The 16,786-nt window shown below is 34.2% G+C and carries 13 protein-coding genes; 9 read left to right on the top strand and 4 right to left on the bottom strand.

Features of this window, described 5'->3' with window-relative positions; translation table 11 throughout:
* The 4 genes from B5D15_RS12760 to thrC all read right to left on the bottom strand — a co-directional run.
* Positions 1–361, bottom strand: a 361-nt coding sequence (locus B5D15_RS12760) for a transposase (protein ID WP_179122306.1), incomplete at its 3' end; no start/stop codon positions are given.
* A gap of 108 nt (positions 362–469) precedes the next feature.
* Complete coding sequence (locus B5D15_RS12755) at positions 470–1,201, bottom strand: IS4 family transposase (RefSeq protein ID WP_078697500.1); 732 nt, start codon at positions 1,199–1,201, stop codon at positions 470–472.
* A 288-nt stretch (positions 1,202–1,489) separates the two neighbouring features.
* Positions 1,490–2,848, bottom strand: a complete 1,359-nt coding sequence (locus tag B5D15_RS12750; RefSeq protein ID WP_078697499.1) for a PLP-dependent cysteine synthase family protein — start codon at positions 2,846–2,848, stop codon at positions 1,490–1,492.
* 2 nt (positions 2,849–2,850) lie between these two features.
* Positions 2,851–4,098: a threonine synthase gene (thrC, locus tag B5D15_RS12745; protein WP_207651471.1), complete on the bottom strand. Its 1,248-nt coding sequence runs from the start codon at positions 4,096–4,098 to the stop codon at positions 2,851–2,853.
* 893 nt (positions 4,099–4,991) lie between these two features.
* Here thrC and B5D15_RS12740 point away from each other — a divergent pair.
* The 9 genes from B5D15_RS12740 to B5D15_RS12700 all read left to right on the top strand — a co-directional run bounded on the left by B5D15_RS12740 (position 4,992) and on the right by B5D15_RS12700 (position 16,770).
* Positions 4,992–6,356 (top strand): NCS2 family permease, encoded by a 1,365-nt coding sequence (locus B5D15_RS12740; protein ID WP_078697498.1) that lies wholly within the window; start codon positions 4,992–4,994, stop codon positions 6,354–6,356.
* Positions 6,357–6,423: 67 nt separating this feature from the next.
* Positions 6,424–8,112 (top strand): adenine deaminase, encoded by a 1,689-nt coding sequence (gene ade / locus B5D15_RS12735; protein ID WP_078697497.1) that lies wholly within the window; start codon positions 6,424–6,426, stop codon positions 8,110–8,112.
* Between the two features lie 136 nt (positions 8,113–8,248).
* Complete coding sequence (locus tag B5D15_RS12730) at positions 8,249–9,994, top strand: sigma-54 interaction domain-containing protein (protein ID WP_078697496.1); 1,746 nt, start codon at positions 8,249–8,251, stop codon at positions 9,992–9,994.
* Positions 9,995–10,288: 294 nt separating this feature from the next.
* Complete coding sequence (locus B5D15_RS12725) at positions 10,289–11,575, top strand: amidohydrolase family protein (protein WP_078697495.1); 1,287 nt, start codon at positions 10,289–10,291, stop codon at positions 11,573–11,575.
* A gap of 11 nt (positions 11,576–11,586) precedes the next feature.
* The gene (locus B5D15_RS12720) at positions 11,587–12,669 is read left to right on the top strand and encodes a 4Fe-4S binding protein (protein WP_078697494.1); all 1,083 of its coding nucleotides are present in this window, start codon (positions 11,587–11,589) and stop codon (positions 12,667–12,669) included.
* A 13-nt stretch (positions 12,670–12,682) separates the two neighbouring features.
* A complete protein-coding gene (locus B5D15_RS12715; RefSeq protein WP_078697493.1) occupies positions 12,683–13,459 on the top strand; it encodes an FAD binding domain-containing protein in 777 nt (258 codons plus the stop codon).
* A complete protein-coding gene (locus tag B5D15_RS12710) occupies positions 13,456–13,908 on the top strand; it encodes a (2Fe-2S)-binding protein (RefSeq protein WP_078697492.1) in 453 nt (150 codons plus the stop codon). Before B5D15_RS12715 ends, B5D15_RS12710 begins: the two co-directional genes overlap by 4 nt.
* A complete protein-coding gene (locus B5D15_RS12705) occupies positions 13,905–16,211 on the top strand; it encodes a xanthine dehydrogenase family protein molybdopterin-binding subunit (RefSeq protein WP_078697491.1) in 2,307 nt (768 codons plus the stop codon). Before B5D15_RS12710 ends, B5D15_RS12705 begins: the two co-directional genes overlap by 4 nt.
* Before the next feature lies 1 nt (position 16,212).
* Positions 16,213–16,770 carry a nucleotidyltransferase family protein gene (locus B5D15_RS12700; protein WP_078697490.1) on the top strand — a complete coding sequence of 186 codons (558 nt, stop codon included), beginning with the start codon at positions 16,213–16,215 and terminating at the stop codon, positions 16,768–16,770.
* Positions 16,771–16,786: the final 16 nt, after the last annotated feature.

Raw genomic sequence — 16,786 nt, 5'->3', positions numbered from 1 at the left:
GAACATAGGCAGTTAAAGCAAAAAGATACCTGTCACTGTCAACAATAAGACTTTTAAATCTATCATGGAAAAGGTGACCTATTCTTTCATGCCTTTTGTTATAGTACATAGCGTACTTATAATTGATAAAGTGCATAATCTTTGATATGTCTGCACCGTTTGCATCTATAATAAAATGGGCGTGATTATCCATAAGACAGTATGAATACACCTTAAACTCGAACTGGTTCTGAGCTTTTTTAACGAAATCCATAAACTTTACTTTATCATCATCATCTTTAAAAAGAGGAGCTTCAACGATGCTTTTAACCATAACATGGAAAATTGAGTCATAAGATTTTTGCCTTGCCAGCCTTGGCATGACAAACCACCTCCAACATAGATTATATTTTTAGTATTATTTTCCCAAATTAGAGGTGGTTTTATTCATGTAATTGTAATGTTGGTAGTGAAAATAAGTAACCGTCCCTCAAGACCTATTGATTTGGATGATTGACGCCGGAAAGCAAAACCAAGTATCAAACAGAACATATGATGCTGGTAAGCCCGCTGACTTTGCCTGATCTGTCAGTTCAAGCATGACAGAAGTTGCTTTTGTTTGGGCCAAGCATCTTCTGGAATAACCAGCAGTTCTTTTATCAAGAGATTTCGAATCTACGACTCTGTTTTTCACATTCTCTGATGATAAGAGACAACTGTTGACGGGAAGGAACGTATTTCCGTCAGACCAACCGAGAGTCAAAAGGCGGAAGCCATATTTATATGATTTCTTAGCATGATCATATATCTTAGACAGCAGTTCCACCTTCTTAGAGCTGTTGCGCTCAAACATAGTATCATCAATAATCAATACATTCACTCTATCGTCATTTGTGAGTTTTTCAATTGTTGTTGAGACAATCTTGGCAGAAAGTAAGGAAGTGAAACGCATCCAATTGATAGAAATAGAATTTAAAAATCTGTAAATGGTATTTTTTGCAAATTCCACAGTATGTTTTCCGGTAAGTATGCTCATGTACATGCTTCGATTTAGAAAAATCAGGGTAAAAAGATATTGAAACAAGGCTGCAACTGGTATACCTTTCTGTTTGTATGCATTTGAGCTTTTTAAAATAGATGTCACCTTGTAGATTTTAAAAAAATTTATTATTGAAGAATTTACGTTCTTATCATCGACGTAGTTTTGTGTTATACTTTTCATAGCATGAACCTCCGTTTTTAGTAGTTGTATGTGCTAATTCAATTATACCAAAAACGGCGGATTCATGCTTGTTTATTGCCTAAAATTATTGAATTTTCAAGATTCATAGCGTTAAATTAATGTGCGAAGTTTAAGTTTTATTATCTTTATAAATAAGTATAGTTTTTAAATCTTTAATTGGTTTTAACAGTATTATAGGATTTTTGATATTTAAAATTTAAACGTTTATTATTAATATAAGTCTGTTAATAATTTGCTGATTTTATGCTAATTAAAGTATTAAGAGCTTTATCTCAATTCCTTTATTTTTTTATTATAATATTCTATTTTTGAATATTGCTCTTCCCAGAATTCCATGCTCTTCATTGAGTCGAGATATTCCTTTGTGTATCCAAAGGGCAGCCAATCTTTTTCCTTCTGTGCAAACAGCTTTTCTTTTGCTTCTTTTCTTCTTACATCGAATATTAATTCCTCATCTGCTCCAAGAAATATATCCTTTGCCCATCTTTCAAGTACGAAATTTTCTGTTTCAAGGTATCTTCTGTTTAAATCATCTATTACTGAATTATATCTATCAAATCCATCGGTTGCAACGGTAACGACGTTATCATCAGGACCAAGTCTTAAATATTTAGCCATCTTAATTGCACCAATTACGTTACATATTCCCGATGGACCAAAGGTATCTTTCATGAACTCTGCAGTATTTCTATCCATTCCCATTTTAACTAAAACTTCAGTTCCATCGTGTATTACCTTAACTCCCTGAACTGTCTGTTCATCATATATGTTTACAATAAAGTCAGTTGTTAAAACGTTATGAATCAGGGTACACATCTTGTCACCAATTCCTTCAATCCTGTGCTGTCCACGTCCTCCAGTTGATAAAGTTGAACATTCATAGGGCTCTAATGCTGCAACTTTTGCTTCAGGGAATGCCTTCTTTATCTCATCACCTGCTGCTATTGTCCCAGCTGAACCAGGTGCAGATGTAAAACATGCTATTCTTCCATTACCAATGTTTTTAACAGCCTCTATTGCTGAATTTCCTGTAACATATCTGTGGAACCTGTAGTTTGGGAAAAGCTCAAACTGTGCAAGAGCTTTATATTTTGGATTTTTCATAAGCTCATGGGTTTTTTGAAGGGTTAGTATTACATCGGATTCAGTTCCTGGTGTTAAAATAAGATCAGCACCGTATTTTCTAATCCTCTCATATCTTTCCTTGCTCATATTATTGGGCATAATAACTTTTGCATCATATCCCATAAGGTTACATATATAGGATACTCCAATTCCAAAATTTCCAGTTGAAGGACCAAGTATAGTATGTTCACCAGGGTTTATTTCCTTATCAACGCATCCTTCGATTAAAGTGCTGTAGGCAGGACCAACCTTATGCGAGCCAGACGGGAAGTATTTTCCAAGAAGAACAACTATGTTTGCATCAACTCCTGTAAGTTCTTTTGGAAATACGAAAGCATTAACTTTATTGTCCTTATTCTTCCAAGTAATATTAAAAAGATTAATAGGATCCAGCTCATTTTCTGTTAAAGCTTTTAAAGCCTTCTCTCTAACATCAGGCTCTATTAAATTTGGATTTAGCATTTCTTCATAGTTTGGACCAAAAGGTATCTTATCAGTCATAATTATTCCTCCTTTAAATTTTGAATTATATTATAAAGTTCATTTATATCTGGTTTTACGCTAATTCCCTTTGGACATGCAAGGGAAGCACTCTTTATGTCTTTAAGACCGCTTCCAGATACAATAGTAGCTATACTTTCATAATCATCAAGAATTCCAAGCCTCTTCATTTTAAGTATTCCTGCAAAGCTTGTTACTCCAGCAGGTTCTCCAAAAACCCCAGTATTTCTTGCAAGAATTCTCATGGCATCGAGTATCTCATCATCAGATACATCTATCATAAACCCGTTAGATTCCTTAATAGCATTAAAAGCTTTTATTCCATTTCGCGGTATTCCAACAGAAATGCTATCAGCAATTGTTTTAGGTTTTTTATAGTCGAACACCGGTTTGCCGGATTCAACAGCCCTTGTAACTGGGTTTGAACCCTCAGCTTGTACACCAACCATCTTTGGAATTTTATCCGTAAGTCCAAGCCTGAAGCATTCATAGAAACCTTTATAGGCACCAGCGATTGAACATCCATCTCCAACTGCCATAACTACTATATCGGGGACATTGAAGTTTAACTGCTCGCAAATTTCATATGCAACAGTTTTTTTACCCTCCACAAGATAGGGATTTATTGCACAGCTTCTGTTATACCATCCGAATTTTTCAGCAGCTTCAAAGCATAAGTCTACAGCTTCATCATAAGTTCCTTTAACTAAAAAGACCTTTGAGCCATATATTAAAAGCTGAGTTATTTTAGCTTCAGGTGCAGTTTCAGGAACAAAAATATAGTTTTCAATTCCCGCACAGGCGGCAAAACCTGAAAGAGAAGATGCAGCATTACCGGTTGATGCAGCACACATAACTTTTTTTCCAAGTTCAATTGCCTTTGCAACACCTACAGCGCTTGCCCTATCCTTTAATGAAGCTGTTGGATTTCTTGTATCGTCCTTTATATATATAGTAGGAAGTTTTAAATTTTTACTTAACCTTTCAGCCTTATAAAGAGGAGTCCATCCTACCTTAATGGGTTGAATACCGGAAGTATCCTCAATAGGTATTGAAGGAAGATATCTCCACATAGAATAATCATTATTTTCTTTTAGATATTTTTTACTTATATTTTTTTCTATGTAATCATAGTCAAGAACAACATCGAGTATTCCTTCAATGCCGCATTTAGGACATACATATAAATCGTCCTTTTCATGATACACACTGCCGCATTTTACGCACTTTAGATTTTTAACTTTACTCACAATATCACCTACCATTTTTTTAGTCAAAACATTAATCTGCAAATATCATGCCAAGCTTAACTAAATGAGGGACAGTTACTTAATATTGTAAATTGCATAGCGAAGGAGAAAGATTAATTAATAGGGGAATAGGGTAGGGCGTATATAAATTTTAAAGATGTTTTAATGCAGCTTATTTTAAATAAATTGTATATAAAATCAGGGGTAATAAAAAAATTAATATATTTATACAAATAAGTAACAGTGCATGAGTAAAAAATAGCCACAACGACGGAATGAAAAATTTTGTGGTTTGTCAAAGGTAACAGGAGGTAACAGGAGGGACGGTTAATTATTATATTAAATAATAGACATAATATTTTATGCATGTCCCCCTAATTTAGCAGATATTGTGTATGAAATAAGTAACCGTCCCTCATCTTGAACTTTTTTCCTTATTTGTAAAGCAACATTTTCACACTAACCGTCCCCAAAAGCCCAAAACTTGAAAGCAAATCAATAATACATAAATGATTTTATTAACCGCCAAACAACCCAAAACTAACATAAAAATATTATTAATAAGTAACCGTCCCTCAACTACCTCAACTAATAGAATTCAAAGGGGGAAATATGTATATAGTAAATTTATAATAATGATAAAAATTATCAAAATAATAATTGATTATTAATTAAAATGATAAAAAATATAATAGTCATAAAAGCTTAAAAAATGATTGAAAAGAAATGAAAATAAGGTAAAATTATACTTAATAGAATTTTTCTATAAATAATTAAAAATATTTAAAAAATTCAAATTTGAATTGATGTAGTTAGGAGTTGGCATAAATAATGCTTATTAAAATATTAAAATATATAAAGGGGTGGTTTTTTTGAGTACCAAAACTCAACCTATGAAAGCTAATTTAGACAACAGGGGATTTTTTGACAAATACTTTAAGCTACAGGAAAACAACACCTCGGTAAAGACAGAAGTAATAGCAGGACTTACAACTTTCCTCACAATGGCCTACATCATAGCTGTAAACCCGTCATTTTTATCTACAACAGGTATGGACAAGGGTGCCTTAGTTACAGCAACATGTATTGCAGCAGGTGTTACGACAATAATAATGGGCCTTTATGCTAATCTCCCCTTTGCTCTTGCATCAGGTATGGGACTTAATGCATTCTTTGCCTTTACTGTTTGTGGTGCTATGAAGGTTTCATGGCAGGTAGCTCTCACTGCAGTATTTCTTGAAGGTATAATATTTATAATTTTATCCCTAACTAAGGTTAGAGAAGCTGTTGTAAATGCAATACCTAATTCCTTAAAGCTTGCTGTAAGCGCAGGAATAGGGCTTTTTATAGCATTTATAGGCTTTGAAGATGCAAAAATGATAGTACTTAACGAAGCTACTCTTGTAACCCTTGGAAAAATGACTGATCCAAGAGTTATAATCTGTATAATAGGTGTTATAATAATAGGAGTTCTCGTTCATAAGAATGTTAAAGGTGCTATACTTTGGGGAATAATAACATGTTCCGTACTTGCTTGGCTTTATGCTGTAGTTATAGGTCCTGAAAACGCAGCAAAGCTTTATGGAATATATCTTCCTTCAGCAGCCTTTTCAGTTTATGGAATAGGACCTATTGCAGGTAAACTTGATTTTTCTTTCTTTAATGACAGCAAAGCCCTTTTAAACTTCCTTTCAATAATGATTACATTCCTCTTTGTTGACTTTTTTGATACAGTTGGAACCCTTGTTGGAGTTGCATCTAAGGCTAATATGTTTGATAAAGATGGAAAGGTTTTAAGAGCAAATAAAGCTCTCTTAACAGACGCTATTGGTACAACTCTTGGCTCATTAGTAGGTGTTTCAACAGTTACAACCTATGTTGAAAGTTCAGCCGGAGTTGTTGAAGGAGGAAGAACAGGACTTACAGCAGTTACAACAGGAGTTTTATTCCTGCTTTCAATAGTTTTTGCGCCTATATTTATGGCAATTCCAGGCTGTGCTACAGCGCCAGCTCTTATAATAGTTGGACTTTTCATGCTTCAAAACGTTGTAAAAATAGATTTCTTTGACTATACAGAAGCAATCCCTGCATTCCTTGCAATAATACTTATGCCTTTAACATACAGCATAGCAAATGGTCTTATGTTCGGCGTTGTTGCTTATGTTGTATTTAACCTTCTTGGAGGAAAGAAAGAAAAGATATCAGGTACTATGTATATACTTGCATTTTTGTTTATATTAAAGATGATATTTATGTAAAACTTAATTCAGCATGTGGCTTATCCACATGCTGAATTTTTAAAAAATATAAAGGCAGGTGAAAATAATGAATATAACTAAAAAAAATATAGATAAATCTCTATCAAAGGAAAAAGCAGAAATTGTACTTAAGAATGCTTTTGTTATTGATGTGTTTAATCAGGATATATTTAAGGCTGACGTTGCAATAGATGATGGTAAAATAATTGGACTTGGAAAATATGAAGGAAATTATGAAATAGACTGTGAAGGGAAGTACATATCTCCAGGTTTTATAGACTCCCATGTGCATATTGAATCCTCAAAGGTAATACCAAAGGTATTTGCAGCTGAGCTTTTAAAAAGGGGAGTTACAACCTGCATTGCTGATCCCCACGAAATAGCAAATGTTCTTGGAATAGATGGCATTAATTTCATGATAGAAAATTCAAAGGATGCAGTCATAGATATATTTTTCATGATTCCATCCTGCGTTCCTGCAACAGATTTTGAAGACAGCGGAGCAGTGCTAACTTCAGAAGATATTAAGATTTTTAAGGACAACCCAAAAGTTTTAGGCCTTGGTGAGGTAATGGATGTTCCTTCAGTTATAAATTGTAAAGAAGATATGATAAGAAAGATTAATATATTTAAAGATAAAGTAATAGACGGCCACTGCCCTATGGCAGAGGAAAAAACTCTTAATGCATATATATTATCAGGCGTAGTAACGGACCATGAATGCTCTAATGCAGGTGAGGCTATAGAAAAGGTAAGAAAAGGAATGTACGTTATGATAAGGGAAGGTTCTGCAGCAAAAAATTTAGATGATATAATAGCTGCAGTAAATGATAAGAATTTTACAAGATTCCTATTCTGCACCGATGATAAAAGCATAATAGATATTGTTAATGAAGGTTCAATAGATTATAACATTAAAAAGGCAATAAAGCATAATATTAACCCTATTACAGCTATTACAATAGCAACCTTGAATGCTGCAAAGTGTTACAATCTTAAAAACAAGGGAGCTGTTGCAGCAGGTTATGATGCAGATATTGTAATACTTGATGATTTAAATGAAATAAAGATAAACAGAGTAATAAGAAAGGGCAAGCTTAATTTTGATATTGAAAATAACAATTCAATAGAGTACAAATCCTCTATGAATATTGATTATATATCAAAGGATAAATTCAATGTCAGATGCAGTAAAGAATATACTGAGGTTATTAAGGCAGTAAAGGGCTCTTTAATAACGGAAAAAGTAAAAAGAAAAGTTATATTAGATAATGGATATATAAAAGGTGTTTCAGGGGATGATGTGCTGAAAATCGGGGTGTTTGAAAGACATAAAAAAACTAAAAAATATTCCATAGGTTTTATAGAAGGTCTTTCTCTTAAAAATTGTTCAATCGCACAGACAATATCCCATGATTCTCACAATATAATTGTAGTTGGAGATAATGATTCTGATATGACTTTGGCAGTAAACCGACTGATAGATATAGGAGGAGGTATAGTAGTAGTATCAGAAGGAAAGGTGCTTGAAGAAATAAGTCTTCCTGTTGCAGGGCTTATGACCTATGAAAACAGTGAATTTGTGGTTGAAAAGCTTAAAAGATTATATGACTGTGTAAAAAGATACATGAAATATAAGGATATGGATATATTTTTGACTTTGGCCTTTATGGCGCTTCCTGTTATTCCAAAACTCAAAATAACTGACAGAGGACTTTATGATTTTGAGGAGGGTATGTTTATAAATCAAGGATAGTGTGAAAATGTTTCTGCTTAATATTAGAAATATATTTTAAGATGATATATTATGCAGTAATTGTAATTCATGGATTTTGATGTATAATATAAATAATAGTTAGAATAGTCGCAATATTCATAAAGGAGGCAAGGGGATGGGTTCTATTTTGATGGATGTACAGCCTTCAATAATTAAATATGCAAATATTATATCTAAAGTGCTAAAAGTGGATGTAGAGATTGCAGATTCTAATCTAATAAGAGTTGCGGGGACAGGCAGCTACAGCAAACTTGTAAATATGAGTTTGGAAAAACAGGGATATGTCTATAAAAATGCCATAGAAACAGGAAGTGCTAAGATAATAAAAGAGCCGGGCAAGAGCAGCATTTGCCTTAAGTGTCAAAAGAGAGATAACTGTGAGGAAAAATTTGAAGTATGCACCCCTATTAAACTTGGGAGTAAGATAATTGGTGTTATAGGACTTATATGTTTTACGGATGAGCAGAAAAATCATCTTCTTTCAGATTTTGATACCTATATGGAATTTTTGCAGCAGATATCAGAATTTATAAGCATTACTGCCTACGAAAGAAAGGAAAAGATGAGAGAGCAGACTCTTTTAAAATCCCTGAATCAAGTCATAGATAAGATGGATAAGGGGGTTATTATATTAAGCAGCTCAAACAAGGTAACTCATATAAACAAAAGAGCTGTTGAGATGCTTAATTTTCAGAATATAAATTTTAAAGATGATATAAATCTTCACGAGATTGGAAAGGGGGATGGAAGAGCAAAGGAGTTTCTGCTTGAAATAGACAAAAGGAGTTTTACTGTCTTAGGGGATATATACACCATGGGTTTAAAGGAAAATCAGTTTGAAAGGATGTTTATTTTTAATGAAAACAAAAGCTCTAATCAACAAAACATCAGTAAAAAAGCAGCAAAATGCGATGATATATTGGGCAATTCTCAAATAATAAATGAAATAAAAAGGAATATTAAGAGGATTGCCCCCTCCCGCTCAACGGTTCTTATTACAGGAGAGAGCGGTACAGGCAAAGAACTTTTTGCTATGGCTATACACAATGAGGGTGATAGAAAGGATGGACCCTTTGTAGCTATAAATTGTGCAGCCATACCTAATGAGCTTTTGGAAAGCGAGCTTTTTGGATATGTTAAAGGAGCTTTTACAGGAGCTTTAAGCTCTGGGAAAATAGGAAAATTTGAATTGGCAAATAAAGGTACAATATTTCTCGATGAGATTGGGGACATGCCTCTAAACCTTCAGACTAAACTTTTAAGGGTTCTTCAGGACCATAAAATAGTAAAAATAGGCTCAAACACTCCGATTGATATAGATGTCAGAGTTATTGCTGCAACGAATAAGGATCTTTTAAAACTAATAGAGCAGAATAAATTTAGAGAAGACTTGTATTATAGACTAAACGTAATACCCTTTAATATACCTCCTTTAAGGCAAAGGATAGAGGATATAAATATTTTGGTATGGTATTTTATTGAAAAATATACAAAGCTTTTAGAAAAGAAATTTTCCTCTATAGATATAGATTCTAAGGTGTTTGATATTTTTTATGGATACGATTGGCCTGGAAATGTAAGAGAGCTTGAAAATACTATTGAATATATGATAAACATGATGGATAACGATGGAAAAATAACGGTTGATATATTGCCAAGGAGCATTTTGAATAAAAAAAGTAAAGAGCATGATGGAGAAGAGGAAATCCATAGAATCGAGGAACTTGAAAAAAATGAGATAATAAAGGCTCTTAAAAAATATGGAAATACAACTCAGGGAAAAAGAATTGCAGCGCAAAAGCTTGGAATAGGAATTGCAACATTGTATAGAAAAATAGATGAGTACGGTTTATCAAATTGATAAATATTGAAGACATAAATTTAAACATTTTGTGAGGTTTTTATTTTTGTACTTAAATTATTAAAATGATAATTTTTATTAAATCTATAAAAGAAAAATTAATTTATCATATTTAAAAATATCATTTTAATGGAATCTGCTGTTAAGCAGTAAACTAAAAATAACTATGAACTAAAAATAAAAAATTCTTATAAACTGTTGAAAAATTTTTTTGTGATTCCTTTTACTAAAATACTATATTTTGGCATGAATAATGCTAATAAATAATTAAAGATGGAGTAAGGAGGGGGTTATTTGAAGGCTTTTGTTAATGCAAATATCTATGATTTTAAGAATTTTCAAAAAGATTGCTACATTATTTTTGACAAAAATATAGAAGAAATAGGACCTATAAAAGAATTTAATGGAGCGGATGAGGTTTATGACTGCAAAAACTCAATAGTAATGCCTGGACTTATAAACTGTCATACTCATATTTATTCTACATTTTCAAGAGGAATGAACATACCATTCTCACCAAAAAACTTTAAAGATATACTTGATCAGCTTTGGTGGAAGCTTGATGGAAAGTTAAACAGGGAAGATGTTTATTTGAGCGGATTAGTCTATGGAATGGATTCAATAAAATCAGGAGTAACAACTCTTATTGACCACCATGCAAGCGGGCTTTGCATAAAGGGAAGCTTAAATGAGCTTAAAAAATCGATTTGCGATGATTTGGGACTTAGAGGAATATTCTGCTTTGAAAGCAGCGACAGGTTTAACATAGATGATTGCATAGAAGAGAATATCGATTTTTGCAGTAATAAATCGGACAAGTATTGCGGAGTTTTTGGTATGCATGCTTCTATGAGCCTCAGCGATAAAACTTTAGAAAAAATTTCAAATATAATAGGTAATTTACCAATTCACATTCATGTGGCAGAGAGCACCGATGATGTATATGACTGCCTTGATAAATATAACAAGCCAATCGTTAAAAGGCTTGATGATTTTAAACTTTTAAATGAAAATTCTATACTCTCCCACTGTGTACATATAAATGAAGATGAAGCAAGGATAATAGAAAAGAGGAAATGCTATGTAGCGCTGAATCCCACATCAAATATGAACAATGCAGTAGGACTTTCAGATTACGATATTCTCAGAAGAAACAATATAAAATGCATGATTGGAAATGACGGCCTTGGAGCTAACATAACGAGGGACTATCTAAACCTTACCTTTGCAATGAAAAACAGATTAAAAAGCCCTACAAAATTCTCTTTAGATGATTTAAAAGAAATAATAAATAACGGCTATGAATATGTATCAAAAATGCTAAATATAAAACTTGGCAGAATAGAAGAGGGATATTGCGCTGATATGATAGTTGTTCCCTATAGCCCTCCAACGCCTATGAATAGTGAAAATGCAATAGGCCATGTGTTCTTTGGCATTTTTGATAATTTCCACCCAAAGCACGTCTTTGCAGCGGGGAAGCCTTTAATGATGAATTATATTTTAACCTTTGACGAAAATGAAGTTTATAATAAATCAATTCTTGAATCTGAAAAGGTTTGGGGAAGGATTAAAAATTAGGAGGTGTGTTTATGGATTTAAGTACGAGAATTGCGGGCATAAATCTAAAAAACCCAATAATGCCAGCATCAGGTCCTCTTGTTTCTACTTATGAAAAGATGATGGCAATATCGGGTATGGGAGTTGGGTGCATGGTTGCAAAGACAATATCCATAAAGGGTGCAGATGTTCCAAGACCATGCATTATAGGAAACTCAGACAGCATAATGAACTGTGAGCTCTGGTCGGAGTATCCCTTAGGATATTGGATAGAAAATATACTCCCAAAGCTTAAAGACTATATAGATATTCCTTTGATACTCAGTGCAGGCTACACAAAGGAAGATATGAAGGTAATAATTCCTGAACTTGATAAATATGCAGATGCCTTTGAAATATCAACCCATTATGTAGGGAAGGATGTTTCTGTTATAGGGGAAACGGTAAAAACAATAAAGAGCCTTACAGATAAGCCTGTATTTATGAAAATAAGCCCACATATTCCCGATGTTGTTGAATTTGCAAAGGTTGTAAGGGAAAACGGAGCGGCTGGAATTGTTGCGATTAACTCCTTAGGACCTGCTATGAAAATAGATTTAAAAAATAGAAAGGTTCTTGTAGGAAATGAAAAGGGAGAGGTTTGGGTTTCAGGTCCTGCTATAAAACCAGTTGCCCTAGCAATAATAAGTAGAATTAAAACAGCAATGCCCGACTTTACTGTAATAGGTGTTGGAGGAATACAAAGTGCCGAGGATGTTTTAGAGTTCCTGCTGTGCGGTGCAGATGCCGTTCAAATACTATCCTCAGCAATGCTAAAGGGAAGAGAACTTTATAAAAAAATAATAGATGATCTTCCCGCAGTTCTTGAAAAATATAATTTTAAAAGTGTTAAAGATGCAATAAATACGCCTCTTTTAAAGCCTGAAATAAAATTTAATCCCAATAACCCTGTTATAAACAAAGACAAATGCATTCTCTGTGGATTATGTGCAAAGATTTGTCCTTATTTTGCCTTAACTGTGGATAAAGAAGTCATTGTAAATCGTGATAAGTGCTTCGGATGCGGCCTTTGCCAGTCAAAATGCCCATCAAAGGCAATAAATGGAGTATTTTAAGGAGGTGCCATAATTGAAGGTAAAAGAATATAAAAGAGCAGAAAGTTTAAATGAAGCTTACGATGCTCTGCTTAATGGAAGCGTAATAATCGGCGGCGGTGCCTTTATGCATCTTAGCGATAATGAGGTAAGCATAGTTGACCTTTCAAAATTAGGTTTAAGTTTTATAAATGAAAACGAAGATACAGTAGAAATAGGTGCCTATACTACTTTAAAAGAAATAGAAGACAGCAGCATTATTTCATCATATTTTAATGGAGTACTTTCAAAGACTGCAGGAATAATTGCCGGGGTGCAGGTTAGAAATATAGCAACCATAGGAGGATGCATAGGAGGAAGGTATGGATTTTCCGATATTTTAACCTGTCTTTTAGCCCTAAATGCAAAGGTTGAACTTTTTAAAGCAGGAAAGATGAGCCTTGAGGAGTATCTATCAAGCAGGGAAATAAAGGATATAATCCTCAAAGTGATAATAAATAAAAATAATAAAAAAGCCTCCTTTTTTAACATGAGAAACAGCTTTTCCGATTTTTCCGTTTTAAACGTAGCGGTATGCAAAGATGAGGATTTTAAAATAGCAGTAGGGGCAAGACCTCTTAGTGCGGTTTATGCAAAGGATGCTATGGAATACTTAAATCAAAATGAATTAAACTATGAGAACATTAAAAAGGCAGCAGAAATTGCAGGCGATACTTTAAACTTTGGAGATGATTTAAGGGCATCTTCTAATTATAGGAGAGAGGTTTGCAAAACCTTAGTAGAAAGGGCTCTTTTGGAGGTGATAAAGTGAAGATTTTCTTAAAAATTAACAAGAAAGACATGGAATTTGATATTAAGGGAAGCGAGACAGTTTATGATATATTAAAAAGCATAAATATAACAAGCGTTAGAAAATCCTGTGACAGCGGAGTCTGTGGACTTTGTACTGTTCTTTTAAACGGTAAGCCAATACCCTCCTGTTCATACCTTGCAGCAAAGGCAGATGGAGGGCATATAACTACTATTGAAGCAGTAGAAGAAGAGGCAGAGAAATTCGGTCGTTTTATGAATGAGGAAGGTGCAGTGCAGTGTGCTTACTGCACGCCGGGGTTTGTACTTACTGTTATGTCTATGAAGGACAACCTTAAGAATTTTGACGATGAGAGTATAAATAAATATCTTGTAGGAAATCTTTGCAGATGTTCAGGATATCAGGGACATCTAAGAGCCATTAAAAAATATCTGGGGGTGGCAGAATGAAGGAAGTTAAAAAATCAATTCCCAAAATAGACGGTATTGGACTTTTAAAGGGAAGACCAGCCTATACAATGGATTTTGCTGCAAAAGACAGCCTTGTAATAAAGATTTTAAGAAGCCCCCATGCCTTTGCAAGAATAAAGAATATAGATACTAAAAAGGCAGAGTATCTTCCTAATGTTAAATGCGTTCTAACTTATAAAAATGTTCCAAGAAACATAGTAACAAGGGCGGGACAAGGCTATCCAGAACCCTCTCCCCACGATAAATTTATACTTGATGAATATGTAAGATACATAGGGGATGAAGTTGCTGTGGTTGCAGCAGAGGATGAGGAGACAGCACTGAAGGCTTTAAAACTTATAGAAGTTGAATATGAAGTATTAGAGCCCGTTCTCGATTTTGAAAAGGCAGAGGGACATAAGTCTATAATACATCCTGAAAAGGAATGCCATGAGATGTTCCCAATAGGTTTTAATCCAACAAAAAACATAGCAGCAGAATACAATATGCACTATGGAGATGTTGATGAAGTTTTAAAAGGATGCGAATATGTTGTAAAAAAGACCTATTATACCCATGCTCAGGCCCATGTTACAATGGAACCCCACTGTTCCTATTCCTATATGGATATACATGGCAGGATAAATATTATATCCTCAACCCAGACTCCCTATCATGTAAGGAGAATAGTTGCAGAGGCTTTAGGTATTCCTATTGAAAAGATAAGGGTTGTAAAACCGAGGATAGGAGGAGGGTACGGAGGAAAGCAGGCTCTGCACGGAGAATTTTATACAGCTCTAATAACATCCATAACAGGAAGGCCGTCAAAGCTTGAATACACGAGGCAGGAAGTTTTTGAATCCTCCTATACAAGGCATCCTATGAAAATAGATGTTACTATGGGAGCTGACAAAGAGGGCAATATTAAAGCTATAGATATGCATATTCTCTCAAATACCGGAGCCTATGCAGAACATGCCTTAACTGTATTTATGGTTGCAGGCTCAAAAACCCTTCCTCTTTACAATAAGGCAGAGGCTGTAAGGTTTGGAGGAAAGGTAGTATATACAAATCATACCCCAGCGGGAGCCTACAGAGGATATGGGGCTATACAGGGGAACTTTGCATTAGAGTCAACAGTCGACGAACTTTCTAAAATGTGCAATATGGACCCTGTGGATTTTAGAGCTAAAAACATGATAAGGGAAAAGGAAACCTCTCCTATATTTAGAATAATGGGTGAGGGAACTGAGGGAGTAGATATGATAGTTGAGAGCTGCAAACTTGACTACTGCTTAGACAGAGCAAAGGAAATATGCGGCTATGAGTATAAAAAGAAAAATAATAAATCAAGTGATAAAGTTAGAGGAATAGGATGCGCCATAGCTATGCAGGGCTCGGGAATTCCTGCTATAGATATGGGCTCGGCATTAATAAAACTAAACGATCAGGGCTTTTTCAATCTTTTAGTTGGAGCAACTGATATAGGAACAGGAAGCGACACTATACTTGCTCAGATAGCAGCTGAGGGTATTGGGGTTGGCGTTGACAAAATAATAGTTTACTCCTCCGATACAGATTTAACACCCTTTGACTGCGGTGCCTATGCTTCAAGTACAACCTATGTTTCAGGGAATGCGGTCAGAAAAGCAGCATTAAAGATGAGAGATATGATAATTGAGGAAGGCGCAAAGCAGCTTGGGTGCAGCGCTATGGATATTGAATTTGACGGAAATATGATTAAAACAAAGGATGGAAAAGAAATAACTCTAAAGGAGCTTTCAACAAATCTTTTCTACAGCAAAAATCAAAAGCAGCTTATATCCTGTGAATCATTCTGCGGTGAAGTATCACCTCCTCCGTTCCTTACAGCCTTTGCAGAAGTTGAAGTGGACACAAAGACGGGAAAGGTTGATTTAGTGGATTATACCGTTGTAGTTGACTGTGGAACTCCTATAAATCCTGCTCTTGCAAGGGTTCAGGTAGAGGGAGGAATAGTTCAGGGAATAGGAATGACTCTTTTTGAGGATGTAAAATATGCAGAAAACGGAAAACTTTTAAACAGCAGCTTCTTGACCTATAGAATTCCAACAAGGATGGATATAGGAAAAATAAACGTTGAATTTGCAGAGAGCTATGACCCAACAGGACCTTATGGTGCAAAGTCCGTTGGAGAGATAGGAATAGACACACCTCCGGCTGCTATTGCAAATGCTATATATAATGCAGTTGGTGTTAGAATAACAAAACTTCCAATTAAAGCAGAGGATATATTAAAGGCACTTAAGGAAAAGGAGAAATAAAGTGAAAGTTGAAGGAATAATACTTGCAGCAGGCTTTTCAAAAAGGGCAAATGCATTTAAGATGACTTTAAATTATAAAGGAAAAACAATAATTGAAAATGTAATAGATGGAATGCTCCCTTATGTTGAAAGGATTACAGTCGTAGGAGGATATAAAATAGAAAATTTAGAGCCTGTAATAAAAAAATATGAAAAAGTTCAGCTTATATTCAATGAAAAATATGAGGAAGGAATGTTTTCCTCAATAAAAAAAGGAATTTCAACTGTAAAGGGAGAAGGATTTTTCTTAACTCCAGGGGATTATCCTTTAATTGAGGGCTTTGTTTATGAAAAGCTATTGAGCATAAAGGGGGATATTATAATCCCTGTTTACAATTCAAAAAGGGGGCATCCAATCTTTATTAAAAGCAGTCAAATAGAAAAAATAAATGATAATAAGTATAGCAATTTGAGGGAGTTTATAAATGATAATAACCCATCCTATGCTTACGTTGATTGTATAGGAATTTTAAAGGATGTAGACACAATGGAGGATTATAAAGAAATATTAAAATATTAAATCTCGGGGGTGAAGC

Source organism: Caloramator quimbayensis, assembly GCF_900167605.1.
In the GTDB taxonomy this organism is placed as follows: Bacteria; Bacillota; Clostridia; order Clostridiales; family Caloramatoraceae; genus Caloramator_B; species Caloramator_B quimbayensis.
The sequence above is the reverse complement of the archived record's forward strand: the minus strand, read 5'-3'. Positions and strand labels throughout refer to the sequence as shown.

Coding starts and splice junctions, on each gene's coding strand:
- B5D15_RS12755 (WP_078697500.1), bottom strand. CDS start 1,201: ATGAAAAGTATAACACAAAACTACGTCGATGATAAGAACGTAAATTCT.
- B5D15_RS12750 (WP_078697499.1), bottom strand. CDS start 2,848: ATGACTGATAAGATACCTTTTGGTCCAAACTATGAAGAAATGCTAAAT.
- B5D15_RS12705 (WP_078697491.1), top strand. CDS start 13,905: ATGAAGGAAGTTAAAAAATCAATTCCCAAAATAGACGGTATTGGACTT.
- ade (WP_078697497.1), top strand. CDS start 6,424: ATGAATATAACTAAAAAAAATATAGATAAATCTCTATCAAAGGAAAAA.
- B5D15_RS12740 (WP_078697498.1), top strand. CDS start 4,992: ATGAAAGCTAATTTAGACAACAGGGGATTTTTTGACAAATACTTTAAG.
- B5D15_RS12720 (WP_078697494.1), top strand. CDS start 11,587: ATGGATTTAAGTACGAGAATTGCGGGCATAAATCTAAAAAACCCAATA.
- B5D15_RS12730 (WP_078697496.1), top strand. CDS start 8,249: ATGGGTTCTATTTTGATGGATGTACAGCCTTCAATAATTAAATATGCA.